24 protein-coding genes are annotated in these 26,971 nt (G+C 61.2%); 3 read left to right on the top strand and 21 right to left on the bottom strand.

What is annotated here, in order from left to right:
- Window positions 1-8: 8 nt before the first annotated feature.
- The 6 genes from ACP7EW_RS20745 to ACP7EW_RS20720 all read right to left on the bottom strand — a co-directional run bounded on the left by ACP7EW_RS20745 (window position 9) and on the right by ACP7EW_RS20720 (window position 6,919).
- Window positions 9-944 (bottom strand): NAD-dependent epimerase/dehydratase family protein, encoded by a 936-nt coding sequence (locus ACP7EW_RS20745; protein WP_426219355.1) that lies wholly within the window; start codon window positions 942-944, stop codon window positions 9-11.
- Entirely contained in the window at window positions 937-2,361 is a 1,425-nt protein-coding gene (gene hldE / locus ACP7EW_RS20740; protein ID WP_033897841.1) for a bifunctional D-glycero-beta-D-manno-heptose-7-phosphate kinase/D-glycero-beta-D-manno-heptose 1-phosphate adenylyltransferase HldE, read from the bottom strand. The genes ACP7EW_RS20745 and hldE overlap by 8 nt, the downstream gene beginning before the upstream one ends.
- A 103-nt stretch (window positions 2,362-2,464) precedes the next feature.
- A complete protein-coding gene (gene cysC, locus ACP7EW_RS20735) occupies window positions 2,465-3,073 on the bottom strand; it encodes an adenylyl-sulfate kinase (protein WP_426219353.1) in 609 nt (202 codons plus the stop codon).
- Window positions 3,066-3,770 (bottom strand): sulfotransferase family 2 domain-containing protein, encoded by a 705-nt coding sequence (locus ACP7EW_RS20730; protein WP_426219351.1) that lies wholly within the window; start codon window positions 3,768-3,770, stop codon window positions 3,066-3,068. The genes cysC and ACP7EW_RS20730 overlap by 8 nt, the downstream gene beginning before the upstream one ends.
- Before the next feature lie 152 nt (window positions 3,771-3,922).
- Window positions 3,923-5,731 (bottom strand): lipid A export permease/ATP-binding protein MsbA, encoded by a 1,809-nt coding sequence (msbA, locus tag ACP7EW_RS20725; protein ID WP_426219349.1) that lies wholly within the window; start codon window positions 5,729-5,731, stop codon window positions 3,923-3,925.
- Window positions 5,732-5,740: 9 nt separating this feature from the next.
- Window positions 5,741-6,919, bottom strand: a complete 1,179-nt coding sequence (locus ACP7EW_RS20720; protein ID WP_426219346.1) for an O-antigen ligase family protein — start codon at window positions 6,917-6,919, stop codon at window positions 5,741-5,743.
- A 148-nt stretch (window positions 6,920-7,067) separates the two neighbouring features.
- On the opposite strand from ACP7EW_RS20720, the gene ACP7EW_RS20715 reads away from it, so the two are divergent.
- On the top strand, window positions 7,068-7,634 hold the full coding sequence (locus tag ACP7EW_RS20715; protein WP_269134153.1) for a toluene tolerance protein: 567 nt from the start codon (window positions 7,068-7,070) through the stop codon (window positions 7,632-7,634).
- Here ACP7EW_RS20715 and ACP7EW_RS20710 read toward each other — a convergent pair.
- The 8 genes from ACP7EW_RS20710 to ACP7EW_RS20675 all read right to left on the bottom strand — a co-directional run bounded on the left by ACP7EW_RS20710 (window position 7,623) and on the right by ACP7EW_RS20675 (window position 16,182).
- Window positions 7,623-8,708 carry a glycosyltransferase gene (locus ACP7EW_RS20710; protein ID WP_426219344.1) on the bottom strand — a complete coding sequence of 362 codons (1,086 nt, stop codon included), beginning with the start codon at window positions 8,706-8,708 and terminating at the stop codon, window positions 7,623-7,625. The two genes, ACP7EW_RS20715 and ACP7EW_RS20710, sit on opposite strands and share 12 nt — an antisense overlap.
- A gap of 56 nt (window positions 8,709-8,764) precedes the next feature.
- Window positions 8,765-9,526: a glycosyltransferase family 2 protein gene (locus ACP7EW_RS20705; protein WP_314524795.1), complete on the bottom strand. Its 762-nt coding sequence runs from the start codon at window positions 9,524-9,526 to the stop codon at window positions 8,765-8,767.
- A gap of 51 nt (window positions 9,527-9,577) precedes the next feature.
- Window positions 9,578-10,534 carry a glycosyltransferase family protein gene (locus ACP7EW_RS20700; RefSeq protein ID WP_426219342.1) on the bottom strand — a complete coding sequence of 319 codons (957 nt, stop codon included), beginning with the start codon at window positions 10,532-10,534 and terminating at the stop codon, window positions 9,578-9,580.
- Entirely contained in the window at window positions 10,531-11,919 is a 1,389-nt protein-coding gene (locus ACP7EW_RS20695; RefSeq protein ID WP_426219340.1) for a PIG-L deacetylase family protein, read from the bottom strand. The genes ACP7EW_RS20700 and ACP7EW_RS20695 overlap by 4 nt, the downstream gene beginning before the upstream one ends.
- A complete protein-coding gene (locus ACP7EW_RS20690) occupies window positions 11,916-12,812 on the bottom strand; it encodes an antimicrobial resistance protein Mig-14 (RefSeq protein ID WP_426219338.1) in 897 nt (298 codons plus the stop codon). Before ACP7EW_RS20690 ends, ACP7EW_RS20695 begins: the two co-directional genes overlap by 4 nt.
- The gene (locus ACP7EW_RS20685; RefSeq protein ID WP_033897822.1) at window positions 12,812-13,942 is read right to left on the bottom strand and encodes a glycosyltransferase; all 1,131 of its coding nucleotides are present in this window, start codon (window positions 13,940-13,942) and stop codon (window positions 12,812-12,814) included. The genes ACP7EW_RS20690 and ACP7EW_RS20685 overlap by 1 nt, the downstream gene beginning before the upstream one ends.
- Window positions 13,926-15,683, bottom strand: coding sequence for a carbamoyltransferase family protein (locus tag ACP7EW_RS20680; protein WP_426219336.1), 1,758 nt, complete (start codon window positions 15,681-15,683; stop codon window positions 13,926-13,928). The genes ACP7EW_RS20685 and ACP7EW_RS20680 overlap by 17 nt, the downstream gene beginning before the upstream one ends.
- Window positions 15,684-15,825: 142 nt before the next feature.
- A complete protein-coding gene (locus tag ACP7EW_RS20675) occupies window positions 15,826-16,182 on the bottom strand; it encodes a YceK/YidQ family lipoprotein (protein WP_426219334.1) in 357 nt (118 codons plus the stop codon).
- Between the two features lie 201 nt (window positions 16,183-16,383).
- Between ACP7EW_RS20675 and ACP7EW_RS20670 the strand changes: the two genes are divergently transcribed.
- Both ACP7EW_RS20670 and ACP7EW_RS20665 read left to right on the top strand, forming a co-directional pair.
- Window positions 16,384-18,486, top strand: coding sequence for a TonB-dependent receptor family protein (locus tag ACP7EW_RS20670; RefSeq protein ID WP_426219332.1), 2,103 nt, complete (start codon window positions 16,384-16,386; stop codon window positions 18,484-18,486).
- 76 nt (window positions 18,487-18,562) lie between these two features.
- Window positions 18,563-19,951 carry a surface-adhesin E family protein gene (locus tag ACP7EW_RS20665; protein ID WP_426219331.1) on the top strand — a complete coding sequence of 463 codons (1,389 nt, stop codon included), beginning with the start codon at window positions 18,563-18,565 and terminating at the stop codon, window positions 19,949-19,951.
- A gap of 26 nt (window positions 19,952-19,977) precedes the next feature.
- Here ACP7EW_RS20665 and ACP7EW_RS20660 read toward each other — a convergent pair whose 3' ends face one another.
- The 7 genes from ACP7EW_RS20660 to waaF are packed head-to-tail and all read right to left on the bottom strand — an operon-like array spanning window position 19,978 to window position 26,927.
- Window positions 19,978-21,420 (bottom strand): lipopolysaccharide kinase InaA family protein, encoded by a 1,443-nt coding sequence (locus ACP7EW_RS20660; RefSeq protein WP_426219329.1) that lies wholly within the window; start codon window positions 21,418-21,420, stop codon window positions 19,978-19,980.
- Window positions 21,420-22,172 (bottom strand): lipopolysaccharide kinase InaA family protein, encoded by a 753-nt coding sequence (locus ACP7EW_RS20655; RefSeq protein ID WP_426129298.1) that lies wholly within the window; start codon window positions 22,170-22,172, stop codon window positions 21,420-21,422. Before ACP7EW_RS20655 ends, ACP7EW_RS20660 begins: the two co-directional genes overlap by 1 nt.
- Complete coding sequence (locus tag ACP7EW_RS20650) at window positions 22,169-22,903, bottom strand: lipopolysaccharide kinase InaA family protein (protein WP_033897814.1); 735 nt, start codon at window positions 22,901-22,903, stop codon at window positions 22,169-22,171. The genes ACP7EW_RS20655 and ACP7EW_RS20650 overlap by 4 nt, the downstream gene beginning before the upstream one ends.
- Window positions 22,903-23,709, bottom strand: coding sequence for a lipopolysaccharide core heptose(I) kinase RfaP (gene rfaP, locus ACP7EW_RS20645; RefSeq protein ID WP_426219327.1), 807 nt, complete (start codon window positions 23,707-23,709; stop codon window positions 22,903-22,905). The genes ACP7EW_RS20650 and rfaP overlap by 1 nt, the downstream gene beginning before the upstream one ends.
- Complete coding sequence (locus ACP7EW_RS20640) at window positions 23,706-24,830, bottom strand: glycosyltransferase family 4 protein (RefSeq protein WP_426219325.1); 1,125 nt, start codon at window positions 24,828-24,830, stop codon at window positions 23,706-23,708. The genes rfaP and ACP7EW_RS20640 overlap by 4 nt, the downstream gene beginning before the upstream one ends.
- Complete coding sequence (gene waaC / locus ACP7EW_RS20635; RefSeq protein WP_038844400.1) at window positions 24,830-25,891, bottom strand: lipopolysaccharide heptosyltransferase I; 1,062 nt, start codon at window positions 25,889-25,891, stop codon at window positions 24,830-24,832. The genes ACP7EW_RS20640 and waaC overlap by 1 nt, the downstream gene beginning before the upstream one ends.
- 1 nt (window position 25,892) lies before the next feature.
- Entirely contained in the window at window positions 25,893-26,927 is a 1,035-nt protein-coding gene (gene waaF / locus ACP7EW_RS20630) for a lipopolysaccharide heptosyltransferase II (RefSeq protein ID WP_177074597.1), read from the bottom strand.
- Window positions 26,928-26,971: the final 44 nt, after the last annotated feature.

Genomic DNA, 26,971 nt, shown 5'->3' with positions numbered 1-26,971 from the left:
AAATCGCGTCAGCCTTTGAGCAAGCGCTCCAGCCCGACCTTCAAGGGAGTGGGCTCGGGCAACTTGAAGCTCGCCAGCAAGCGCTGGTTATTCGCCCGCGAATGCCGGATATCCCCGGAACGCGCTGGTCCGTAAGTCACTGCTGGCAACTTGCCGACGATCTCTTCCAACGCCTGCAACACCTGCTTGAGGGTAGTCGTGCGGTTCCAGCCCACATTGATCGCGCCCAGTGGTGCGGTCGGCGCTTCAATCGCCTGAACCAATACGTCCACCAGGTCTTCCACGTACATGAAGTCACGGGTTTGCTCGCCATCGCCGAACACGGCAATCGGCACGCCCTGCTGCACGCGCTCGCTGAAGATGCTGATCACGCCGGAATACGGCGATGACGGATCCTGGCGAGGCCCGAAGATATTGAAAAAGCGGAAAATCACCGGCTCCAGCGCGTGCTGGCGTCGGTAGAAGTCAAAGTAGAACTCACTGGCCAGCTTGTCGGACGCATAGGGCGTCAGTGGCGCCTTGGTGGTGTCTTCGTCAATCGAAGCGCCTTCGCCATTGTTGCCATACACCGCCGCGCTGGAGGCATACACCACACGTTTGACGCCGGCCTTGCGCATGGCTTCGCAGACATTCAAGGTGCCGACGAAATTGCTCTGGTGCGTGCTGACCGGATCATCCACCGAGGCCTGCACCGAGGCCACTGCCGCCAGGTGCACCACCGCTGTTGCGCCGACGGCGGCGCGGGCTACCAGATCGGCATCCGCCACATCACCTTCGAGCAATTGGACGCGTGGATTGTCCAGCGGCAAATTGCTGCGCTTGCCGGTGGACAGGTTATCCAGCACTCGCACGCCGTAGCCTTTGGCAAGCAGCGCATCGACCAGATGCGAACCAATAAAGCCGGCGCCGCCGGTGATCAGAACCCACTTATCAGCGTTACTCATTGTTGCGGATCTTCTCGACAATGGCGGTGGTCGAGCTGTTCTCGACCAGGCCCAGTACTTTGACCTTGCCACCGTAGGCGCTGACGATATCCGCCCCTACCACTTGGTCGACGGAGTAGTCACCACCTTTGACCAGCACGTCCGGCTTGACCTGGGCCAGCAAGTTTTCCGGGGTCGCTTCAGGGAAGCTGATCACCCAGTCCACCGCGCCCAGACCTGCAAGCACCGCCATGCGACGGTCGACACTGTTGATCGGACGGCCAGGACCTTTGAGGCGGCTGACCGACGCGTCATCGTTGACCGCGACGATCAGGCGATCGCCTTGGGCGCGCGCCTGTTCCAGATAGGTCACGTGGCCGGCGTGCAAGATGTCGAAGCAACCATTGGTGAACACAATGCTTTCGTTGTGGGCACGAGCGTCGTCAATTGCCAGCAGCAATTGTTCGATGGTCAGCACACCGCGTTCCGAGCCTTCTGAACGCTGGATCGCACGGCGCAATTCAGGTGCGCTGATGGCAGCGGTACCCAATTTGCCCACTACGATGCCCGCCGCCAGGTTGGCCAGGGCCACGGCGTGGGGCAGTTCTTCGCCCGCCGCAATCGAGGCGGCCAGGGTGGAGATCACGGTGTCGCCAGCGCCAGTAACGTCGAACACTTCACGGGCACGTGCCGGCAGGTGCATCGCCGGGTGGCCAGGACGCAGCAAGGTCATGCCGTGCTCGCCACGGGTGACCAGCAAGGCGCCCAGGTCGAGGTCGGCCATCAGCGCAGCGCCCTTGGTGACCAGGTCGTGTTCATCGGCGCAACCGCCGACGATGGCTTCGAACTCGCTGAGATTCGGCGTGATCAGGCTGGCTCCGCGATAAATCGAGAAATCCTTGCCCTTGGGATCGGCCAGTACCGGAATGCCCTTGGCCTTGGCGGCCTGGATCAGCACCTGGTGGTTGCGCAAGGCGCCTTTGCCGTAGTCGGACAACACCAGCACCTTGATGCCTTCGAGCAACTCATCGACCTGGCCGCTGAGGGCCAGGGCATCGGTGGCGAAGGGTTCTTCAAAATCGATACGCAGCAGTTGCTGGTGACGGCTCATGACCCGCAGCTTGACGATGGTCGGCTGGTGGGCAATGCGCTGGAACAGCGCGCGCACGCCGGCACCGCGCAGGCTGTTGGCCAGGCTGTCGGCGGCTTCATCGTCACCGGTCACGCCGACCAGGGAGGCCGGGGCGCCGAGGGCGGCAATATTGAGGGCAACGTTGGCAGCGCCGCCCGGACGGTCTTCGATTTGCTCGACCTTGACTACCGGTACCGGCGCCTCAGGGGAAATCCGTGAGGTACCGCCATGCCAGTAACGGTCGAGCATGACATCGCCGACCACCAAGACAGGGGCTTGATCGAATCGCGGCATGGACAACTTCATGGAGCATCCCACATACAAAATGAACAGGGGCGCGATATTAGCACAGGGTGAGCGCCGCCTAGTTCGAGAGCTTTATGTGGGATGCATCACATGCGAAATCTGATCATTTTTTGAACAGCACCGCCAAAATGTGATCCACCGCGTCGGCCAGTTCGACTTCATCGGTATTGATTTCGCAGTCAGCCTTGATCGGCGCTTCATAGGGGCTGTCCAGCCCGGTGAAGGCTTTGATCCGGCCTTCCAGTGCCGCACGGTACAACCCCTTGGGATCACGCCGTGCGCACACCTCGAACGGCGTACTGATGTAGACCTCGAAAAAATGCCCAGGCCCGAACAGTGCCTTGGCGGTTGCCCGATCAGCGCTGAACGGGGAAATCGCCGAAACGATCACGATCAGCCCCGCGTCCACCATCAGCCGCGCCACCTCGCCGATGCGCCGGATGTTTTCCTTGCGCGCCGCCTCACTCATGCCCAGGTCATTGCACAACCCGGTGCGCAAGTTATCGCCATCGAGCACGAAGGTATGCCGGCCCTGCTCGTTGAGTTGCACTTCCAGAGCGTTGGCCAAGGTCGACTTACCGGACCCGGACAACCCCGTCAGCCACAGGCAGCAAGGCTGCTGGTGCTTGAGCGCAGCCCGTGCGGCGACCGACAACGATAAGGCAAAGGGTCGGATAGAAGCAGAACCACCGGAGAGCGACTGACTATTCATACCCCAAGACCTCGTAATCACGTTGATAGGCTCGTCGGACCAGACGTCGCGTACGCAGCGAGCAAAAATCCCTGACCGGTTCGCTGCGCCGCCCCTGTGAAACATTCAGGTGTGGCAGGGAAGCGCTCACGCCCAGGCGCTCGCACAACTGCTGGAAGTCATTCTCGAGTGATTCCTGGCGCCCAAGAAAGTCCATGGCCATGCGCCCCATGTGATCGACCAGGAAATCAGTCTGTGGGGCGAAATGCAGTTGGCGGCGCAGGTTGTCCGGGTGCAGCCAGTTGCCCACGAAATGATCGAAGTCGCGGTAGCTGCACACCAGTGCCTGGGCATGCAAATCACGGGTGCCCATGTGGTTGCTGCGCAAGTAGGTGTAGGCCGAGTAGGCGCGCTCCAATGGGTCGCGCACAAAGGCAAACTTGAAACTGCGTTCGCAGTGTTCGGGGAATTGCTGCTGGTACCAGTAATACGGCAGGTGCCCCGGCCAGCGCCCGTCGAGCAACGCCGAGCAGACGCTGCTGCCGGCGCATTTAGGCACATGGATAAATACGCAGTTATGACGTTCGAACGCCGGCGCAAGTGTGGTCACCCCAGACAGGGACTTGTTCACCGCCTGACGATCCACCACCGATAAACGCCCCAGCAGAAACACCCGTTGGGGTTTGGGAAGCAATTTCCAGAACAGACGTTGCAACATTCCGTTACCCACGCAAGAAGGTTAGCCCTCTCGTTCGTCAATCGAATCGAGAAGGCCAACATAACAAACGATAGGCAGCGAATTATTTGGCTTTGGTCAAGCCTGTAAGAGGCTTGATACAAACACCGGGGCGCATTGCGCGCCCCGGCACATCAGGTGATGTTGGCCGTTACCGGCTCATCCAGGCCCATGGCGTGCAGGCGCGAGTAATAGCCGCCCATGGCCAGCAGTTCCACGTGTGTACCACGCTCGACAATTTCACCGTGGTCCATCACCAGAATCATGTCGGCTTTCTCGATGGTGGACAGTCGGTGTGCGATCACCAGGGTGGTACGGCCCTTCATGACCTTGTCCAGCGCGGCCTGGATATGCCGCTCCGACTCGGTATCCAGCGCCGAAGTCGCCTCATCCAGGATCAGCAGCGGGGCATTTTTCAGCAGTGCCCGGGCGATAGCCAAGCGCTGGCGCTGACCGCCGGAGAGCAGCACGCCGTTTTCGCCGACTTCGGTGTCCAGGCCTTTGGGCAGCTCGGCGATGAAGTCCATGGCATAGGCATCGGTGGCAGCTTTTTCGATGTCGTCACGCGGTGCATCCGCCAGGTCGCCGTAGGCGATGTTGTTGGCCACCGTGTCGTTGAACAACGTGACGTGCTGGGTCACCTGGGCCACATGCCGGCGCAGGTTGCGCAGGCGGTAGTCTTCGATTTCCACCTCGTCCAGCAGGATTTCGCCGGTTTCGTGGTGGTAGAAGCGCGGGATCAGGCTGGCCAGCGTGGACTTGCCACTGCCCGAGCGCCCGACCAGGGCGATCATCTGCCCAGGCTCTGCGGTGAAGCTGATGTTCTTCAGCACTTCACGCTCGGCACCTGGGTAGGTGAAGCTCAGGTTGCGCACGTCCAGGCGACCGCTGACGCGGTCACGCTCCACGGTGCCGCTGTCGACTTCCGGCTCTTCATCCAGCTGTTCGAAGATGCTTTCGGCACCGGCGACGCCTTTCTGGATGGTCGAGCTGACTTCAGACAATTGGCGGATCGGCTTGGGCAACAGGCCCGCTGCGGTGATGTAGGCCACCAGGTCACCCGCCGTGGCATCGCCGCGCAGCAGCAGCACCAGGAACATCAGTGCCGCCATGGCGGTGTAGATCACCAGTTGCAGCATCGGCGTATAGACTGCGCCGGTCTTGTTCATGCGCAGTTGCTTGTCGGTGTTGCCTTGGCTGGCCGCGGCAAAACGGCGTTCTTCGTAGCTTTCGCCACCGAAGCTGCGCACCACGCGGTAACCCTGGATGGTCTCCGAGGCCACGTGGGTGACGTCGCCCATCGCCACCTGGATTTTCTTGCTCTGCTTGCGGAATTTCTTGCTGGTACTGCCCACCATGATTGCGATCAACGGCAGGATCGCCAGCATGACCAGGGTCAGCTTCCAGTTCATCCACAGCAGGTAGCCGAACAGGAACACCACCGTCAGGCCCTCGCGAATCACCACCTTGATCGCATCCGTGGCGGCGCCGGTGACCATGGTCACGTTGAAGGTGATGCGGGAAATCAGGTGACCGGAGTTGTGCGTGTCGAAATAACGGTTGGGCAATACCAGCAGCTTGTTGAACAGCTGGACCCGCAGGTCATGCACCAGGCCCAGGGAAACCTTGGCCAGGTAGTAGTTGCCCAGGAACGAGCCGAGGCCTTGCCACGCGGCGATCAGGATGATCAGCAGCGGCACGGCCATCAACAGCTTCAGGTCCTTGAACAACGGGATCTTGGGCAGGAACACCACGTCGGGATTGCTCAAGCCATCCACGAAGTACTTGAGGATCCCGGCCAGCATCGGCTGGGTGGAAGCAAAGATCACGAAGCCCACGATACTCAGCATGAACATGCCGATGTACGGTTTCACATAGCCCAGCAGCCTGAAATAGATTTTCAGGCTGGATTCCTGGTCCGCTTTGGGCGGTGCGTCACTCATGTGTCGAGCTCACTGATTGGGTAGGACGCGAACTTTATCACATGCATCGGGGTTGGCCCGAGCCCAGACCAAGACAGTCGCCAGCGCAATCGGCAGCCATGAGATAAACCATTCGGCCCGCGGAGTGCCCGTGAGGCTGGCGGCATCGAACTGCATGGCCAGGAACGAAAACACCCACATCCCGATGACACCCTTGCCATAGAGCGTATCGCGGGCTTTCCAGGCTTGCCACAGCACACCAAACCACAGGCCGCACCACAGCAGCAGGCCGGGCAGGCCGAGCTCGATGGCAACGTGGGAGAACAGGTTGTGGGCATGATCGAAATACACGCCCTCAGCCAGGACTTTATAGTCCCCTCCCAACCCCAGGCCGGTCCACGGGCGCTCGGCAATCATCTGCATGGCAGACATGAAGATCTGTGGACGATAAGAAACGCCGCGAGCAAGCATCAACGATTGCATGGCAAAGAACACCGCCAGCGCCGTGATGACTGCGCCAATGGCGATCACTGCCGTACGACGATCACGACACCAGGCCGGCATCGCCACGACGGTCAGCAGCAAGGCCAGTGCAGCCCCCCGGCTCTGGCTCAACACGACGAAGAGCCCAAGCAATGCGATGGACACAACCCACACCACCTGCATCCAGCGGCCGCGTGGCAGCCAATGCAGCAGCCAGACGGCAGCAAGACCAATCACATAAGCCCCCAGAATCGGGTGGGACAACTGACCTATGCCCTCGAGGCGCGCAAACCAGGCGTTGTGTTCAACGCCGTAGAACTTGATGATCGCAACCAATGACGACAAGGCCAATCCAAAACCGCCCCACTGCATCACACGGATGATCCGCTCGGTCTGCCCACAGGCAAGCACCGGGAAAAACAGCAGGAACACACCGATATACAGCAGGCGCTTGGCCTCGCGTGATGGATCTTCGGCATTGGTCCACAACAGGCTGATGGCACCCCAGACGGCCAACGCCGCCACCATCAGGCACATCCAACGCTGCTCGCCCCAGACTTCCTTCAAGCGCTCACGGGCCGACCAGGCCAACACCATGGCGGGTAACCAGAGAAACAGGGTCAAGCCTTGTTGATAAATCTTGTTGGTCGGCGCAAAGGCAATCGCCAGCAAAAACCACAGTAACCCGAAAATCATCCATACCTGCGCCCAACGACTTGCTTGCATCACCCGCTCCTGAATACGTCCACCCCGCCAACGCGGCATGGTTAAAACCCAAAACTTTCGGCATTATTACCGATCACTGTGCCCGCGACTCCTACAAGGCTTTCCGACGATGCAATGTTCAAGGCTTCCCCAAGCCGATTTAAACGCAATGATTGAAGGTGCCCGCATCCTCGAAAAGGACAGCTACGGCCCCAAGGTCTACCTGCTGGCTGACGGGAATATCCTCAAACTGTTTCGCCGCAAGCGCCTGTTTTCGTCGGCGCTGTTTCGCCCCTACTCCAAGCGTTTCATCGACAACGTGGCGCAGTTGCAACAACGTGGCATTCCCACGTTGACCGTACTTGCGTTCTTCCAGCTGGCCGCGCCCGGCATGACTGCGGTGCTGTATCGACCGCTGCCGGGTGAAACGTTGCGCCAGATTTCCAACAAGGAAGGCTTTGACTGGCAAGCGAACCTCGACCCGCTGGTGGCACTTATCCGCCGATTGCATGGTGCGGGAATCTACTTCCGCTCCCTGCATTTGGGCAATATCGTTGTTACACCTGATAACGAAATGGGCCTGATCGATGTGGCGGACATGCGCTTTTTACGCGCGCCGCTGAACGCGGAGCTCGCGCGGCGCAACTTGCAGCATTTCGCACGCTATATTGCGCGCGAGAAGCTGAACGAACGCTTTCCAATGCAAGCACTGGAGCAGGCCCTGCTAGCGGCATGAAAACAAGCGCTGGGAGGTCTCACTGAAGTCCTTCCAGGCTTGCTCCGGCGCCAGTGCCCGCAATTGAGCGTCGAGCACGTCCTGGGCCGAAGTGGCGAAGGCACGTTCCATCAAACGGCCCCAGGCCTGTGCATTATCCGAAGGGGCATACCAGCCGGCGTCTGCCAGTTGCTCGCGGAACACGGCCAATTCGCTGGTCAATACGGGCACACCGGCCATCACGGCCTCTTGCAGGATCAACCCCAAGCCCTCTTGCGTCGACGGAATCGCCACCCAGTCAAAGGCCCGGTACAGCGTCGCCGCGTCCGGCAAATGACCCGGCAGCGAAACCTTGCCCTGCAAGCCGAGCTGCTCGATACGCGCCTCCAGAGTATCCCTCGCCGCCCCCTCACCGATTATCACCAGCCGCGCATCCGGCTGATGCACCGACACACCGGCAAACGCCTCCAGCAAACAGCTGAACCCTTTGCCGTCGACCAATCGGCCCACCGCACCCAGTACGGGCGAGCCGTCCAACGGAAGGGCAAGACGAGTGCGCGCCTGCTCCCGAGAAAGCGCGGCGTTGCGGAAGGCCACCGGGTCGAATGCGCTGCGCAGCACGGTTACCGGCCGTTGCAGGAAACGCTCGATCGAGTGAGCCAGGGTTTGCGAAACCGCCGCCAGGGTCAGTTGCTCGGCGGAAAACTGCTCAAACAGCTTCTGGTCCGCCCGGCGCATGCGTGTGACACCATGAAAGACCACGACGGCGCGCACGTGCGGCAAGTGCTTGAGCGCCGGCAGCATCACCCTGGCCACGCCCACCCCGTCCAGCAACACAACCTGCAGATCGTCAGGCAGCGCCTTCTGGAAACGCGTGCGCATCCAGGGCATCAGTAGCTTCCAGAGGTGACGGCCTTTAAGTCGGGCAGAGGATAAATCCCACTCCAGTGCCGACTCACCCTCCTGCGATCGACCTTGGAGCAACCAAGTCGTGATCGGCGCACGGCATACAGCGTGGGAAAGTATCTGTTGATGAACCTTCTGCACCGAAGCGAATGCAGAACCACCGGCCCACATGATGTTGAGGATACTCATAGAAAAAATGACCTTTTGCGGCAGTGTGGTGGCTTGTCGCCTGTACTTACCTGTACTTAATGGATCAACCAGCCAATACCGACACCCAGTACCAGCATAGCTGCCAGCTTGATCCGCTCGCGCCGCTTGCGCCGCGCTTTGGTCAAGCGCTCTTCTGCCGTCGCCACATGCAAACCGAAACCGGTATGCAGAACCGCATCGCCTTCCAGAGTCACGGCCGCCAGGTTCAGCTGCGCGTAACGCTTCGATAGTCCCTTCTCACCCTCGAACCCTGCGTAGGGTGCACACAAACGATATTCCTTGATACGCCGCAAGCCAGGGTTCAACGAAAACCCCTGCCACTCAGGCTTGTCGGACAACAGGGGATAACACGGCACCCCGCCCACCACTTCACGTGGCCCCAGGTGAATATAGGGGCTGTGCACCTGCAAGTCGTAGACGTAGTTACGCAACCACACCTGCAAAATATCCGGTCGATGCTCCAGTACCGTCTTGGAGTCCTCGACAAAGCCAGGTCGATAAAACGCCCAGTCATCCTCGCAATGGAATATGTAGGGGGTCTTGACCGACTCGTAGGCCAAGTCGATGGAAGCCAACTGCCCAAGCTTCGGGCGGTTGATCAAGAAAGTGCAATGACTGTGCCAGTGCTCTGGAACCGCAAGGCGCACGGCGTCATCACCAGAGTCTTCGGTAATGAAGACTTCGCGTATCGCCGCGGTATTGAACTGATCGAAGCTCTCGAGCGTGCGCTTCAACAAATCGAAGCGACCGCAACTGGTCACTACGAGCGTTATGTCGCTTTGATCGGAGAATTGCATTCAAGCCTCGATAATATCACATAGCCATCATTTGCGGCCATCTGGCCGATATCAAACGCCCAGTTTCAGGCGCAACCTTTCCAGCAGACTCAATGGAGCACGGGGCCGCAGCGGCGACTCGAGGGCTTCGACAATTCGCTGGCCGATCCTGGCAAAGCTGAACTGGCTGACGGCCAGGTCCTGGCCCTTGCGCGCAATATCGGTCGCCAACTGCGGATTGGACCGTAACACGGCCAGCTTTTCCTGCAACTGTGGGATGTCCTTGTAGAACACCACATTGACCATCTCTTCGAACCCCAGGGCCGCGTTTTCCTCGGCGCCCTGATCGAATGCCAGCAGCACGCATCCACAGCCCATGGCTTCGAAATTCTTGATCATGTACTCGCCCATGCCCACATCGGCGCTGACGAAAAAGCGGATCCGGTTGAGCGTGGCGCAATATTCTTCACCGGATTTGGTGCGTGTGACCACCAACGGCTCAACCTGTGCCAGTTCATCGAGCAGCGCCTTGCGACCACTGTAGGCGACGCTGTTGGTACTGCCGACAAACGCCAACTCGATATCCCGCTCACGCTCCTGCGGCTGCAACAGCGCCTGATCATAGCCCTTGGGCACGAACACTGCGTCAAAGCCCTCGGCGCGCAGCCGTTCGGTCACCATGTAGCCGGAGCTGATCACCCGCGCCCAAGGCAATCGGCGGTAATGAGCGCTGAATTTACCGGTGTATTTGCAAGGAATGTAGTTCTGGTAGGCGTCGTGTTCGAGGATCACCAGGTTCGGGATCGTACGGATAAACCCGGCCTGGCGGATTTCCTGCTTGAAGCGCAGGAAGAACACAATGCGGTCGTAGCGGGTCACGTCGACCTCACGCCGGAAGTAACCGCGCAGGTTGCGCTGCTCATCGCTGCTCAACCAACGGATATCGCATTCGCAGTGCTCAGCCACGCCTTCGTACAAGCGATCGAGGATGGCGCGCTGCTCTTTCTGCACCAAAAACAAGACTTTCATGACTTATCCTTTCCCAAACGCCAGAACAGCTCATGCCGTCGTACGGCCTTGCGGAAAAATTCGTTCTCACCATACGGCGACTGCGCACGGCCCGCCAACACTCGCTGCAGCCAACGCCGTACGCGACGCTTGAAGGGCGGTGACGGTTGCAAGTCATGCATCATGCCCAGCGCCATGGCCTTGTCACGCTGCTGTGTCAGCGTCAGAGGCAGGCTGCAGGGCAGCAGCTCTTCGGTCGCGTCGAACAGCGGCGGCAACGCAATGCCGGTGCCCGCGTCGCCCATGGGCCAGCGGTCGTTGTCGTGCAAGTGGTTGGCGTAGCCGAGTACTGTCGTCGGCTGCCACTCAAGACCTTGCAAGGCTTCCAGAACCGCGTGCTGCGCGCAGATATGGTCTGGATGCGGGTCCAATACCGGATGCGGCAGCACAATCACCTCTGGACGCGCCATCAACAACACTTGGCGCAGGTCGGCCAACAGGTTGTTCCAGGTCGGCAAGCCATCGCTGTCCGCCGGCAATTTAAACGGATTGAATTGGCGGAACGGCCGAACGTCTGTCATCTCGGCTTCACGGGAAGCAAACGGCAGATCCGGGGCGGCTTGCATCGCCTGCAATTGCAGGCAGAAATAACCCAGTTGCACGCAATGGGCTTGTGGCACGCCGGCCCACAGAGGTACCGCGATACTGTCCCAGGCGCGCAGGCGACCCTTGATGCGCGCGGCTTCGACCGCGTCCAGGCCCATCTGCTGGTAATGCTCGGCTTCGATTTCACCTGCGGTCAGGGTGACGATCCAAGGCTTTTCAGCCTGGCTGTACAGACCAAAGGCCGCCAATTCGGCATCGTCGGCATGGGGCGCGATCACCATCACGCGCTGCGTGCGGTAATCCGGGTGGTTCCAAGCCCACAAGCGTGGCGTGCCGATCACTCGGCAATGCCGACCGCGCAACGGCAACTCGTTCAGCGCCAAGCCGCTGAGGTTCAGGTAACGCACGCCGTTGACGCCGCGCTCAAAGGTTTGCCGGTCGCCCGCCAGTTCAATGCTCGGGTCAAGGAAGCGTCCCAGCCACGTGCTTTTGATCTTGATCGCCAGCACCCGCGTTGCGTCCGTGTCCACCGGCTGGTCCAGTAGCAAGCGCCCATGTTCCAGGCGCACGCCCGACACCTCGGCGTCCGCTGCAAAACGGTATTGGTAATCCTCGTTAGGCGCATAGAACAGATGGTCGGCAAACCAGGCCTCATGGGCGATCCAGGCCAGCACGGCCAACAGCAATGGCAACCACCAGGCCACCAGGATACCGATCACCACCAGCAGCAGTACGCCAACCATCAGCGCCGTGCGCTTGTTGCGCCGATGGCGCTTGAGCAGTTGCTGCTTACGGGTCATACGCTGAATACCTGCACGGGGTTGCACCAACGGTCCTTGTACTCGCGATCGGCCCGGCCAAAGGAGAAGCGCAATGGCTTGCCGACTTCGCGCGCCTGCTCCCAGGCGCTCTGGGTATTAAGAAAGCTCAACACGCTACCGGGGCTGAAGGCACGGGTTTCAGGATCGACCCCGCCGTTGACGTACTCCACGCTGATCCATCCCGGCGATTCGACCCGATACACCAACTGAATCGCGATAGGCGCATCATTCAGAAAAATCACCGAGCCGATCAACCACTCGCGCATCAGCGCGATCACTTCGGCCAAGCGCTCGGCGCCCGTGGCGGTGAAGCCCCAGCGGCGCAGGAACAGGTCACAGTAGATGGCCGCCAACTCTGCGCTGGAAAACTCGCTGACTGGCCGCACCACGCCGCCCGCCTCTTCCAGCAAACGCAGTTCGCGGCGCTGGTTGTAGCGAAACTTCTTCGACAGCTCTTCTGGAGTGCGCGCCATGGCCAACTGCTCGGCCTGGGGCTTGAGGCCGCTGAAGCGGCCTTCGTTCAGGGTCGACAGGTAGCGTGCACGCTGACGCAAAGGCGCCTGCGCATCGGCGGCGGCCGGCAGGATCACCTCGGCATTGCCCAGGTCGAACAGGCCTTTCTTGCCGCTGCGCTTGAGCACGTCCTTGGATAACGCCAGGTCGCGCCCCCACGTAGCAATGCACGCCTTGAGTTCACCCGCCTGCTCCCAGGCCAGGTATCGCACAGGAATCTGCGCCAGCCCAGCCAGGCGCTCGATCACTTGCGGATGGGTCGCGACGCTGCCGCCAAAACGCTGCCAGGCCTCGTTGTAGGCCGGTGCATCGACGACGCACCAGCCGCGCTCGCGCCAGCCTTGGAATCGATTGAGCATCAAGCCCTCGCGGTCAGTTCAATGACATGGGGCAATTGCCAGAAAGTGTCGCGCACCGCCTGATCCGAGAATCGTGCGTGCAGGCGCTCCAGCATCAGCTCTGCGCACTGGTGTTGCTGGTGTGGGTCCATCGCGGCCAGATGACACAGCCCTTGGGCCAGGTGCTCGGCGTCACCGAACGGAAACAGGATGCCAACACCTTCGACCACTTCCCGTGCACCACCACACGCGGTGGCCAACAGTGGTACGCCAGCGGCCATGGCTTCCAGCAGCACCATACCGAAGGGTTCGTGATCGGAGCTCAGCGCAAACACATCAAACGCGCGGAAATAGCGGCGCGCCTCCGGCACCTGGCCGAGGAACAGCACCTTGTCGGCAATCCCCAACTCGCGGGCCAGCTCCTTCAGGTCCTGCTCCAGGCGCCCGGTGCCGAGGATCGCCAGGCGGCTTTCAACCGGCAATTGCGCCAATGCCAAGGCAAAACCCTTGAGCAGGGTGGCCTGGTCCTTGTCCGGGTGCAGGCGGCCGACATTGCCGACCACCCATTCATCCGGCGACAACCCCAGGGCATCCCGCGCGTCATCCCTGGAAACCTGCTGGGCTTGCAGGGCTTGCACATCGATGCGGTTGTACAAGGTCTGGATACGCGCCGCCGGCCAACTCGGCAGGCAGCGGCGGATGTCATCGCGCACGGCGTCGGATACCCCCAGCAGGCTCAGGCGCTTGCGGAAGATCGACGCGAACAGGCGGCGGCCACGGCGCTGATAATCACCGAAAGCATGGTGCACACCGATCACCTGCAACCGCGTGGCGAGCAACGCCACGTAGATCGGCTTGGCGCGGTGCGCGATGCAGAAACTGAAATTGCGCGAGGCGGCAATCTTGCGCATCTCGGCGATGGCGCCCAGCTTGAGGCCACGAATGGCCTTCGAGCTGAACTCCATGAACAACACCTCATCACTGGCGCAACCCGCCGCCACCTCAGGGTCGGCAACCCCGGTGAGAAACACCGTGGTCACCTTGTAGCCGGAGCCTGCGAACAGGCTGGCGTATTGCCGCGCGCAGTCCAGGAACGGCCCGTCATAGCCGTGGCAGAACTGCAGGACGTGGCGTTCAGCCGACCGTGTCATAAGGGTCCACGCCGTCTTTGACGACCAGGATGTCTTCCATGATCAGGTATTGCAGGTCAGAGCCGAAGAACATGTCCAGCGCGTCTTTCGGCGAGCAGATCATCGCTTCGCCGCGACGGTTGAGCGAGGTGTTCAGCGACACACCGTTACCGGTGAGCACTTCCAGCTCTTTCATCATGTCGTAGTAACGCGGGTTGTACTCGCGCTTGAGCACCTGGGCGCGGGACGTACCATCTTCATGGACCACTTCCGGCACGCGGGTCTTCCACTCTTCAGCCACTTCAAAGGTGAAGGTCATGAACGGCGCCGGGTGATCGACCTTGATCATCTGCGGGGCGACGGTGTCGAGCATCGACGGGCAGAAAGGCCTCCAGCGCTCGCGGAACTTGATCTGGTGGTTGATGCGGTCAGCCACGCCGGTGGCGCTTGGGCAACCAATGATCGAACGACCGCCGAGGGCACGCGGGCCAAACTCCATGCGGCCCTGGAACCAGGCCACCGGGTTGCCGTCGACCATGATCTTGGCGATGCGCTGGGGCATGTTGTCGATCTTGCGCCATACAGGCTTGCTCTCGTGCTTGGCGCACGCCGCAATCACCTCTTCGTTGCTGTAGGACGGGCCGAGGTAGACGTGTTCCATCTTCTCCACCGGCACACCACGGGCGTGGGACACGTAGGCCGCTGCACCGACAGCCGTACCGGCATCGCCGGACGCCGGCTGTACGAACAGCTCCTTGACGTCGTCACGGGCAATGATCTTCTGGTTCAGCTTGACGTTCAACGCGCAGCCGCCAGCGAAGGCCAGCTTGCCGGTGTCTTTCAGGACGTCGCCCAGGTAGTGGTCGATCATCTGCAGGGCCAGCTTCTCGAACAGCGCTTGCATGCTGGCGGCGTAGTGGATGTACGGCTCGTCGGCGATATCGCCTTCGCGCTTCGGACCCAGCCACTCGATCAGCTTTGGCGAGAAGTAGAACCCCTTGCCTTTCTCTTTATAGCGGCGCAGGCCGATGACGTTGGCATAGTCGGTGTTGATCACCAGCTCGCCGTTTTCAAAGGAGGCCAGGCGCGAGAAGTCGTATTTGCTGGCATCGCCGTACGGCGCCATGCCCATAACCTTGAACTCGCCGTCGAGCATCTCGAAACCGAGGAACTCGGTAATTGCGCCGTACAGGCCGCCGAGGGAGTCCGGGTCGTAGAATTCCTTAATCTTGTGGATCTTGCCGTTCTCGCCGTAGCCGAAGAACGTGGTGGCGTACTCACCTTTACCGTCGATGCCGAGGATCGCAGTTTTCTCCTGGAAGCCGGAGCAGTGGTAGGCGCTGGACGCGTGGGCCAGGTGGTGTTCAACCGGTTCGATCTTGATTTTCTTCGGATCGAAGCCCAGTTGCTCCAGGCACCAGACGATCTTGTTGCGATAGCGCTTGTAGCGACGGTTGCCCATCAGGATCGCGTCGAGGGCGCGGTCCGGGGCGTACCAGTAACGCTTGGCGTAGTGCCAGCGCGCCTCACCGAACAGGCTGATCGGGGCGAACGGAATCGCCACCACGTCAACGTCGGAAGGCTTGATGCCGGCCTGTTCCAGGCAGAACTTCGCCGACTCGTAGGGCATGCGGTTCTTTGCATGTTTGTCGCGTACGAAGCGCTCTTCTTCGGCGGCCGCGATCAGCTTGCCGTCGATGTACAAGGCTGCGGAAGGATCATGGCTAAGGGCGCCGGACAGGCCAAGAATCGTCAATGCCACAGGGGTCTAGCCTCTTTTAGTCTGCATGCAGGCGGGTTACGCCGCGAAAAAGTGTGCTTCCCGCCTGGGCAGGAAACAGCTAAAGGGCGGGATTATAGCTTAAAACCAGGGGGGAGCTGTTAGCGGCGAGTGGCAAGAAGGATCAGCGGAAGATCTCGATGCTGCCGTCTTTGCTCTGGCGGTAAAGGGTGTAGGGCAACACCAGCGTATCGACCACGCCGGAGGCAATGAAATCGACGGCAACGAAAGGTAGCGCGGCACCGCTATGGTCTTTCAGGCTATTGCTTGTCAGGCTCTTGTCGGGGGCCGGCTCGCCATTGAGCGTGCAAAAGTTGTAGATCACCCCGCTGTAGATACGGGGCACGCTCTCGCAGTGGCTGCGCGAATCCTTGAGGTTCTGGCTGGCAACGGCGTCCGGACGCATGACCGTGTTGACGGTTCCGCAACCGGTGAGCAGACAGCACAGCACAAGCCACACGACTTTCGACCCAACCCTCATGACCCCCTCCTTTTGACCCATCGGCCATTGTCGTTACCAAGGCCTGCCACGCTAACATCGCAAAGGCTGATGTCCCAGGGTGGCACCTCCGATGTGCAGCGTAAGACGATTCCTAAATGATAAATCTCGCCCAAGTCACTAAACTCGCGCCCCTTTGCGCGTTTACCTCCTATACAACGCGCCACGGATTCTGGCTGACCCATGAAAACCCTCGCCCGCTTCACCTTGTTGCTGCCCGGTTTGCTCGCCTTGAGTGATGCCGCGCGGGCTGACGACGCACCGCTGATCCTGGACCCCAGCGTGGTCACCGGCTCCCGCAGCGCCAGCCCGACCTTCGACCTGCCCTACTCGGTCGACGGCATCAGCCGCGAGCAGATCAGCGACGGCCAATTGGGCATCAACGTCTCCGAAGCCCTGTCCCGCGTGCCCGGCCTGGTGGTGCAGAACCGCCAGAACTACGCCCAGGACCTGCAGATTTCTTCCCGCGGCTTCGGCGCCCGTTCGGCCTTCGGCGTACGCGGTATCAAGTTGATCGCCGACGGTATCCCTGCCAGCACGCCAGACGGCCAGGGCCAGGCCGCCACGTTCAACCTCGACACCGCCGAGCGCATCGAAGTCCTGCGCGGCCCGGCGGCCACCCTGTATGGCAGCAACGCCGGCGGCGTGATCCAGATGTTCTCCCGCGACGGCGAAGGCCCACCACGCATCGGCGCCGAGACCCTGGTGGGCAGCGACGGCTTGAACAAGAACCACCTGACCGCCGAGGGCGCAGCGAATGGTGCAGGCTTTGTGCTCGACGCCTCACGCATGGACACCAACGGCTACCGTGACCACAGCAGCGCGCGCCGCGACCAGACCTTCGCCAAGCTCAACTTCCAGCCGGATGACGACAGCAAACTCGCGCTGATCTACAGCAGCCTGGAACAGAACGGCACGCAAGATCCGCTGGGGCAGACCTGGGCGGCGTACAAGGCCGATCCACGCTCGGTGAGTGCCAATGCGCTGACCTACAACACGCGCAAAAGCATCGATCATCAGCAATTGGGCTTGAATTACGAGCGCTACATCGGCGATGCGACGTTGCAGGTGAATGCCTATACGGGGCGGCGGAGTGTGATTCAGTACCTGTCGATCCCTGACAAGTTCGCCAGTGGCGTGACCAACCCCGCCAATGCACGCGGCGGCGTGGTGGCGTTCGACCGCAAGTTCTACGGCGGTTCCGTCCACTGGTTGCAACCCATCACCAGCGCCCCGGGCGACCTGACCCTGATCGCCGGGCTCGACTACGACCGCAGCCAGGATGATCGCCAAGGCTATTCCAACACCGTCAATGGCGTTCACGGCGTGAAAGGCGCACTTGGCCGCGACGAAATCGACACCGCCACCAGCCTTGACCCATTCGTGCAAGCCAACTGGTTACTGGGTGACTGGACGCTGCAAGCAGGGCTACGCCACAGCACCATGGAAATGAAGGTCGACGACCACTTCCTCAGCGACGGCAACGACAGCGGCAGCAAGACTTACCAGAAGAACACACCGTCAGTCAGCGTCATGTACGCGTTCACGCCTGACCTGCACGGCTACGTCAGCGCAGGCAAAGGCTTTGAAACCCCGACGCAAGCTGAATCGGCTTATTCCAACAGCTCAAACGGTTTCAATTTTGCGCTCAAGCCTTCGGTCAGTACGCAATATGAGGTTGGCCTGAAAGCACGCGTCGGCCAGGACACGCGCATCAACGCCGCCGTCTTCCAGATCACGACCGAAGACGAATTGGTGGTGCAGCAATCCAGCGGCGGCCGTACGACTTATCAAAACGCCGGCCGCACCCTGCGCCGCGGCTTCGAACTGGGCATCGAAAGCCAGCTCAGCGAACACTGGAGCACCAACCTCGCCTACACCCGCCTGCAAGCCACCTACGACAGTGACTTTGTCAGCGGCGGCAACACTGCCGTCGACAAAGGCAATTACCTGCCCGGCGTGCCGCAAACCACGCTGTTCGCCGAGCTGAACTGGAAACCCCGGGACTGGGTCAGCACCGCCATCGAAGGCCTGTACCGCAGCAAGGTCTATGTCGAGGACACCAACAGCCAACACGCCGCACCGGCCTACAGCGTGTTCAACTGGCGCGCGCGCTTCGAGCAGAAAGTCGAGCACTGGACCTTCCACCAGACCCTGCGCCTGGACAACCTGCTCGACCGCCAGTACGTCGGTTCGGTGATCGTCGGCGATGGCAACAACCGCTATTACGAAGCCGCGCCGGGGCGCTCCTGGTATGCGGGTGCAGGGGCGGAGTATCAATTCTGAACCGCGCACCCCGCACAAAACGCGATGCGGCGGGTCGAAAGGCCCTGATCACCTCTCATCCCTGCAAGGAACGCTCATGAAACACATCGCGGTTATCGTCGCCCTAGGCCTGCTCAGTGGTTGCGGCGCGCAAGGCCTGAAGAGCGGCGACAAGGCCGACGCCCCGTATAAAGACATGCTCAAGAAGCCGCTATTGGCCGATTCGATCATGCGCGATGGCGACGACCTCAGTTACCAGGTTCACGTCACCCTGACCAACAACACCTCTGTGCCGGATATCGCGCAGATCCAGGCATCCTGCACCACCCCGAGCGGGAGCCTGCTGTATCTGGAAGCCCCCGGCACCCCAGGGCGCGATGGCCAGCCTACACGCATCACGGTCATGCGCGACCTGGTACCCGCAGTGATTGGCGAACTGCAACAGAACACCAGCTTTACCGACGCTTGCGCCCGCACGCCGCGCCCGGATTGGCGCCTGGTCAGCACGACAGAGACTCAACGCCAGTTGCTCATCGACCGCGCCAGCCTCAAGACCGTGGGCGAGAAAGTGGAGTTTTGGGGCGCCTACGATGAGCCGCTCATCCTGATCAACAAACTCAAGAAAATGCCCTACGCCCAGACGCGTATCCATTTAGAGGTCAACTGCAATCGCCAGACTTATCGCACCCTGGCAGCTTTCAGCCTCACCCAAAACAACAAGGTCACCTTCGGCAACGTCGTCGCCGTCCCCATTGACCAGCCCTTCAGCAGCGCCGAGGCGGACAGCCAGCCCCTGCTCAAAGCTGCATGTTCGTCAACCGTTGCGCAGTTGCCGGTCGCCGTTGCACGCGACAAGGTCCAGGAAACCCTGACACCACCGCCCGTTCCCGCAACGGTAACGGCGGCCATCTCTGCCCTGGGCATGCCCGCTGCCCCTCAGTCACTCCATCACCTTGTGGAGAAGCGCGACCTGGGCTCCTCCAGCCTGCAAACCGACGTATTCATTGAGCCCGGCGCTGCAGAAAACCAACTTAAAGCCCGCCGCGTGACTAAGTTCTCGACCGCCCACATCACGACGTTCCGTGGATTGTTCAGCCTGACATTCCAAGGCGGATTTGAATTGCGCGGGTTGAACGTCTCGGCCGCAAGCCACCTTGAACAACTCAGTTTCACCGGCGACTGGAAGCACATGCCGGTCGGCGCAACGCTGGGCTTCAAGGTAAAAGAGCGCAATCGCAACACCGCCGAAGAGGACCGCCTGCTCTCCCGTGATTCGACCTGCGTCGTCGCACGCGAACTGCCGGCCAGCCAAGTCAATTCGGCACTGAGCGGCAACGCGAAAGAGCTCAATTGCTCGGCTGCTGGCGATAACTACCAGGCAACCGGCACGGTCATGTACCTGCAAGACTACGGGTATTTCTTCGCCAGCCAGGACTTTATCCAGGGCAAATACAAAACCCGTACCACGCTGGTCAACGCGCAATAGCGCCGGCAAACTGAGGCCTAAACGGATCAGGCGATCTGTTTAGGCAGGCGCTGATCGATCAGTTGATACAACGCGCTGCTTTCAGGCCAGTTGCGCATAAACCGCGCGCGGTCCTTGGCAAACGCCGGGGCGAAGCTCGCGGCGGAGCTGTGTTGGCGCATGGCGTCCAGGTCGATCAACGACCAGCGGTCCTTGTCCCAGAACAGGTTGTGGCCTTTGAAATCACCATGGCTGATGCGCTCGCGGATCAGTTCGGCAAACAGGTGATCCAGGGCCAGCAGCTCATCTTCCGGCGCATTGCCTTTTTCAACGTAGGGCGCAAAGCGCTCGATGATGTCCGGCCCCGTGATGAGTTCGGTCACCAGGTAGGCACGGCTGCGCAGCCAGAAAAAACGCTTTTCCAGCACGGCCAGCGGCTTGGGCGTGGCGATGCCAAGAAAGGTCAGGCGATTGCCTTCGCGCCAGGAATGCCAGGCGCGGCTCGGGCGCCAGAAGCGCTTGAGCCAATGGGCGAAACCCTTGATGTTGTAGCGTTTGATCACCAACGCACGACCGGCCACTTCTGCCTTGGCCACCGTGGCGGCACCACCGGTCTTGAACAGATGGCCCTGGTCGAGCAGCGCATCGGCCTGTTCCAGCACCGGCAGCATCGCAGCTTCTTCCTCGCGGCGGATGGCACGCAAGGCAAACGGCCCACGCAGCACGCTGAACAGCGTGCATTCGCGGCCGACTTTGTTGAGAAAGTCCTTCAGGCGCCAGGCGCTGACTTTGCGCACCTGTTTTTCCAGGGCTTCCAGCGGCAAGGCGTGTTCGCCGTTGCCGAGCAGGTAATACACCAACAGCTCTTCGGTAAACGGCTCAAGGTTCTTCGGCAACTGGGCAAAAAACACGCCGAGGTTTTCCAATACGCGGTTGCGCGACAGCGGCTTGCCCGCCTCTTCCACACGAATCCCGGCGCCATCGATCAGGTACAGCTTGCCGTCTTGGCGCAGCAGGTTGTCCAGGTGCAGGTCTTCCTGCCACAGGCCCTGGGTATGCATCTGCGCAATCGCGCCCAGCGCTTCGGCGAGTACCGCGGTTTGCTCGTCGGCCAGCGGCGGCAGACCTTCGACGGCCTGCCAGGCGTCAGCCAGGCTTTCGGCGCCTTCAATAAACTCGAACAGCAGCCAGCCACCCTCGCCTTCCTGCAAGCCATCGGCCAGTAGCAACGGCGTGGTCAGCCCTTGCTCGGCAAGCAGGCGCACACCCGTAAGCTCGCGCTGAAAATGCCGCGCCGCCTTACTGCCGACCAGCAATTTTGCCAGCACCGGGCGCCCACGCCATACGGCAGCGCCTACGTAGCGCTCGCCCGGCAGCACACGCAACAGGCTCAGCAATTGCAACTGGCCGGGGCCCGCCGCATCGGCCAGTTCAAGGGTCATGGGCAAGTCGGGGGAACGGCCGGCGGTTTTCAGCTCGGACAAACGCATCAACGGTTTTCCTTGTGGCTACGGCGGGCGCTCAGGCGCTGGAACCAGGTGTCGACCAACGAACTGTCCGCAGGCAGTTCCAGATACGCCGCCAACAGTTGGCGCACCTGCGCATCAGACCATTGGGGTGCGCGACGCAACAACGGCTCCAGATCCTTGACACGATCACGCCAGCCAAACAGCAGCGGGCGGGTTTTTTCCAGGTCGATCAACTGCGCGGCGTAACCGTCGCCGGTAGCCTGCAGGAAAATATGCTTGGGATAAAAACAGCCATGCACCTGGCCGACGCTGTGCAGCCGACGCGCCAGTTGACCGCAGGCCAGCAAGATCGCGCGGTGCTGGGCATCGCTCAATGAAGGCCATTGCTCCAGCAGCGAATCCAGGTCATTCCAGCCGTCCAGGGCACGGGTCAGCAACATGGCGCGATGTTCGCCGTTGACTTTACGCTCGCCGTAGAACGCCGCTTGCAAGGCCGGAATGCCGAGCTTGCGGTAACGGCTGATATTGCGGAATTCGCGGGAAAAACTCGGCTCACCCAAGGGGCGGTGCAAGCTGCGCGTCAGGTAATTGCTCTGGCGCTTGAGGTAATAACCCTGGCCGTCGAGTTCGAGGCGGAACACGCTGCTCCAGCCACCACGGCTGGTATTGGGTTCATCCACTGCGTCCAGCTGTTTGGCCCACAAGGCGTCGAACGTCGCCAAGCCGTGGCGCTCCAGCAGCGCACGGTCTTCAGCCGCCAGGAAATCACTCATTCGCGTCCCTCGAAAAACTTCACCACGTGGCGAATCCGCTCTTTATCCGATGCACTCAGGTGCCGACGCTGACGGTACTGCATGTAGAAACGCAGGCGCTGGGTGGCGGACAGATGATACTTGGCCACCTTGTCCAGGCAGGCCAGGTCTTTGGTGATGCGGTACTTGAGCCAGAACCCGCGCCAGAAGTCGCCATTGGGGCAATCGATCAAGTACAGGGTGGCCTGGTCATCGATCAGCAGGTTGCGCCACTTCAAATCATTATGGGTAAAGCGATGATCGTGCATGGTGCGCGTGTACTCGGCGAGCTGGCGGCTCACCGCGTTGACCCACTTGGGGTCGCGCAGGCGCGCATCGTTGCGCTCGGCGAGCACCGAGAGGTCTTCGGTCCTCGGCAGCTCGCGGGTGATCATCGCCCCACGGTCGTAGGCCAGGCCTTTGCGCTCCAGGCCCCAGGCAACCACGTCGGCAGTGGGAATACCCCACTTGGCGAAGCGCTTGAGGTTCTGCCACTCGGACTTGACCCGAGGCTTGCCCAGGTAACGCCGCAGGCCCTTGCCTGCGCCGGTATAGCGCTTGACGTAGTAATTGACCCCGCCACGCTCTACGCGGATCACTTCCGACAATGGGTCACGGGTCAGGCGCTCGCCTTGCAGGGCGAAAACCGCTTCAAGACTGCCAAAATCATCCGCCAGGTTCGCGTAGGCCGGTTCCAGGTTCCAACCCGCCATCAGATCGCATCCCCGTAACGTAGCTTGCGCGCATACAGCTTGTCGGCCTTGCGCTGCATCAGGTTCAACGACGCCGATTGTTCGGCCAGGATCTGGCGCAGCGGCTGGCGGAAGTAACCCTTGAGGAAACGCAGCTTGTCGCGACGGGTCAGGCCAATTTCCAGCGCCGAGTAGTACAGCGCGGAGAGGTCCTTGTCGCGCCAACGCAACGGCAAGTGCGCGCGCAGTTGGGCACGGTGCAGGTCGATCACCGACAGCTTGATGTTCTTCGCATCGATGGGCTTGGCCGTGTCCAGCAGGAAGTGGCACAGGTAGCAATCGCGGTGGTTCACACCGCCACGGTGCATGTCGCCGACCATGCGTGCCAGCTCATGGGTGAGCGCATGACGCAACGCAGGCGCCGGAGGCGAGGCCACCCAATTGATCGTCACATCTTCCAGGCTGAGGGTTGGCGCAAGTTCTTCTGTGATGATGAACGAGTGCTGGTCGGCCGGGTTGCTGCCCTTTTCGCCGAAGGCCACGCCGGTCATGGTGGGCACACCGAGTTCCTGCAAGCGATGAATCGCCGCCCACTCAAGGCCCGCACCCAGCACCGGCAGCTTGGCGGTGATCAGGTTCTTGAAGATCTCGCCCCAGCCAATGCCACGGTGGATCTTGACGAAATACGGACGGCCATCCACCACGGTACGCAGCGTGCGACGCGCCGCCAGCTCGCGGAATACTTCGCCTTGCAGCTTCTCGACTTCGGCAAAGGCATCAAGCCCGGCCCATAACGTCTTGAACGGTTCGGCAAGAATCAACTTCATCGTTTTGGCTCCGCCAGGATCACATCCGCAGCGTGCTGCGGCATGCTGTAAAGGTCGGCCGTCTCAGCGAAGGCCAAACCATTGCGGCTCCAGGCCGCGCGCTGTGCAGTGTCAGTGAGCATATTCGCCAGGTACCTGTTGAGCTGCGCTTGTTCGAACGGCTCATCCAGCACCAGGCCGCTGTCGGCTTCAGCGATGTAGTGGGCATAACCACATACGGCCGAGACCAGCACCGGAAGCCCGGCCACCAGGGCCTCAAGCAATACCGTGCCGGTGTTTTCGTTGTACGCCGGGTGGATCAACAGGTCGGCCCCCAACAGGAAACGCGGGATATCGCTGCGGCCCTTGAGGAACTGCACATTGTCCCCCAGCCCCAACGTAGCGCTTTGCAGTTGGAATACTTTGGGGTCGTCCTGGCCGATAACAAACAGGCGCGTACGTTTTTTCAGCTCAGACGGCAACGCGGCAACGGCTTTGAGGCTGCGATCAACGCCCTTGGTCTTGAAGCCCGAACCGATCTGCACCAGCAGTAAATCGTCGTCACCCAGGTCGAATTCCTTACGGAAACCCTCGCGAATTTCGGCGGCATTCGGCGGCGCACGCCGGTCCTGGGCAATGCCCGGCGGCAGCAGGTGGAAGCGTTCCAGCGGCGTGTCGTAATGCTTGATAAACAGCGGCTGCTGCACTTCGGAAATCATCAAGACCTCGGTCTTGGCGTCCTTGGCGAACACCGCGCGCTCGTACTCGGCAAAGTGCTTGTAGCGGCCAAAATAGCGGTACAGCGAGTGGCGCAGGTTTTGCGCCTTGTCTTCAAAGCAGCCGTCGGCGGCGTAATACACATCCAGGCCAGGCATTTTATTGAAGCCAATCAGACGGTCCACCGGGCGCTTGGCCAGGTCGGCGGCCATCCAGGCGCTGAGTTTCTCATTGCGCCGGTGGTTGAAGAACGCCTTGACCGGCGCCACCAGCACTTCAAAGCCGGGCGGGATGTCGCCTTCCCAGATCAGCGTGTAGACACGAATCTGATGGCCGCGCTGCTGGCACTCCAGGGCGATGCGCATGAAGTCGCGCTGCAGGCCACCGAAGGGGAAATATTTGTACAGCACAAAAGCCAGTTGCATCAGTGCAGCTCCTCAGCCAATAACAACGTGCTCAGTCGGCTTGCCACACGCTCAGGGTTCAGGCGCGTGAAGCACAGCGGCGACTCGCGCTTGATGTCGAACCGACGCAGGTCGTCGGCCGTCGGTTGATAGGTACATTGCTTTTGCAGGCACGGCGCGCAAGGGAAGTCGCTGGCCAGGTGAATCTGGCCCTTGCCATAGGCGCCGGTGAGGCCGGGGTTGGTCGGGCCGAACAGGGAAATGGTCGGCACATCCAGCGCGGCGGCCAGGTGACCAAGGCCCGTGTCCACCGCTACGCAGGCGCGGGCGCCGGCCAGTACGCGGGCGACGCCGGCCAGGTTCAATTTGGGCAGCACTTCGGCGTTTTGCAGGCCTTGGGCCAAGCGTTCGGCGCGGGCTTTTTCGGCAGCGTTGCCCCAAGGCAATTTCACGTCGACGCCCAGACGCCCCATGCGCTCGGCCAGCTCACGCCAGTAGGCTTCGGGCCAGTGTTTGGTGTCCCAGGTGGTGCCGTGCAGCAGCAGTACAAACGGCTTTTTCGGCGGCAGGCCCAGGAGTTTTTCAGTGCTCAGGCCGTAGTCGCCCAAGCCTTTGGGCAAGTCATAACCGAGGGCCACGGCGAACAGCTGACGCAGCCGCTCCACCGCGTGCTGCCCGCGCGCCACGGCGAGGCGACGAGAATAGAAACGTGCAGCCATCGGCTCGCGCGCGGAATGCTTGTCGAAACCCGCGATGGGCGCACGCACGTAGCGGGTCAGCCAGGCGCTTTTCAGCAGGCCCTGGGCATCGATCACCAGGTCATATTTGGTCGACTGGACTTGCTGCTTGAAGCGCCGCCATTCACCACTCTTGAGGGTCTGCCAGATATTTTTTCGCCAGCGGCGGATCGCCACCGGGATCACCTTATCGACCGCCGGGTGCCAGGTGGGAATCTCGGCGAAGCCTTCTTCCACCACCCAGTCGAATCGGATGCCGGGAATCGCCCGCGCCGCATCGGTCAGGGCCGGTAAGGCATGAATCACATCGCCCAGGGATGAGGTCTTGATTACCAGTACGCGCAAACTATCGGACCTCGACCGCAGAGCCCTGCAACCGCTGCAAGGCTTCGTTCACCGGCTGCGGCAGCAACTGGCGCATGCAGTTGTAGTGACCGAAACGGCAGGTGCGATCAAAACACGGGCTGCACTCCAGGCCCAGGCGCACCACTTCGACCTTGTCGGCCAACGGCGGCGTGAAGCCCGGCGATGTGGAGCCGTACACCGCCACCAGCGGGCGGTTCAGCGCGGCGGCGACGTGCATCAGGCCGGAGTCGTTGGACACTACCGAGTCGGCGCAGGACAGCAGGTCGATGGCTTCGGCCAAGGACGTGTCACCACTGAGGTTGACCGCCTCTTCACGCAGGCCCGGAATCAGGCGCTGGCGAATGTCTTCGCCCACCGGATGGTCTTTCTTCGAACCAAACAACCAGACCTGCCAGCCTTCGCGGATCTTCGCCTCGGCGACCTTGGCGTAGTGCTCCGACGGCCAGCGCTTGGACTCACCAAACTCGGCGCCGGGGCACAGCGCCAGGACTGGACGGTCGAGTTCCAGGCCGAACTTGGCCAGGGCGGCGTCACGGCTCACCGGATCAATCTGCAAGCTCGGACGCGGATACGGCGTGGGCAACTCGGCCCCCGGCTCGTAGGCCAGGGCCATGAAGCGCTCGATCATCAGCGGATAGCGGGCTTTGTCCAGGGTGCGCACGTCATTGAGCAGCACGTAGCGGAACTCGCCACGCCAACCGGTGCGTTTGGGGATGCCCGCAAAATAGGGCACCAACGCCGACTTGAGCGAATTGGGCAGCAGGATCGCCTGGTCGTATTCGCCCGCCAGGGATTTACCGATACGACGGCGCGTCGCCAGCTCCAGCGCGCCATGGCCGAGCGGGAAGCTCAAGGCCTTGCGCACTTGCGGCATGCGCTCAAGGATCGGCCGGCTCCACTCAGGGGCAAGTACGTCGATCTGGCAGTCCGGGTAGCGCATACGCAGGCACTGGAACAGTGTCTGCGCCATCACCATGTCACCGACCCAACTGGGCCCAACGATCAGAATATTCATGTAGTTTCCACAAACGATGCGGGGAGGCTTATGCCTCCCCGCCC

Source organism: Pseudomonas sp. DWRC2-2 (assembly GCF_049897885.1).
In the GTDB taxonomy this organism is placed as follows: Bacteria; Pseudomonadota; Gammaproteobacteria; order Pseudomonadales; family Pseudomonadaceae; genus Aquipseudomonas; species Aquipseudomonas azotoformans_A.
This window is presented reverse-complemented; position numbering and strand designations above follow the sequence as displayed.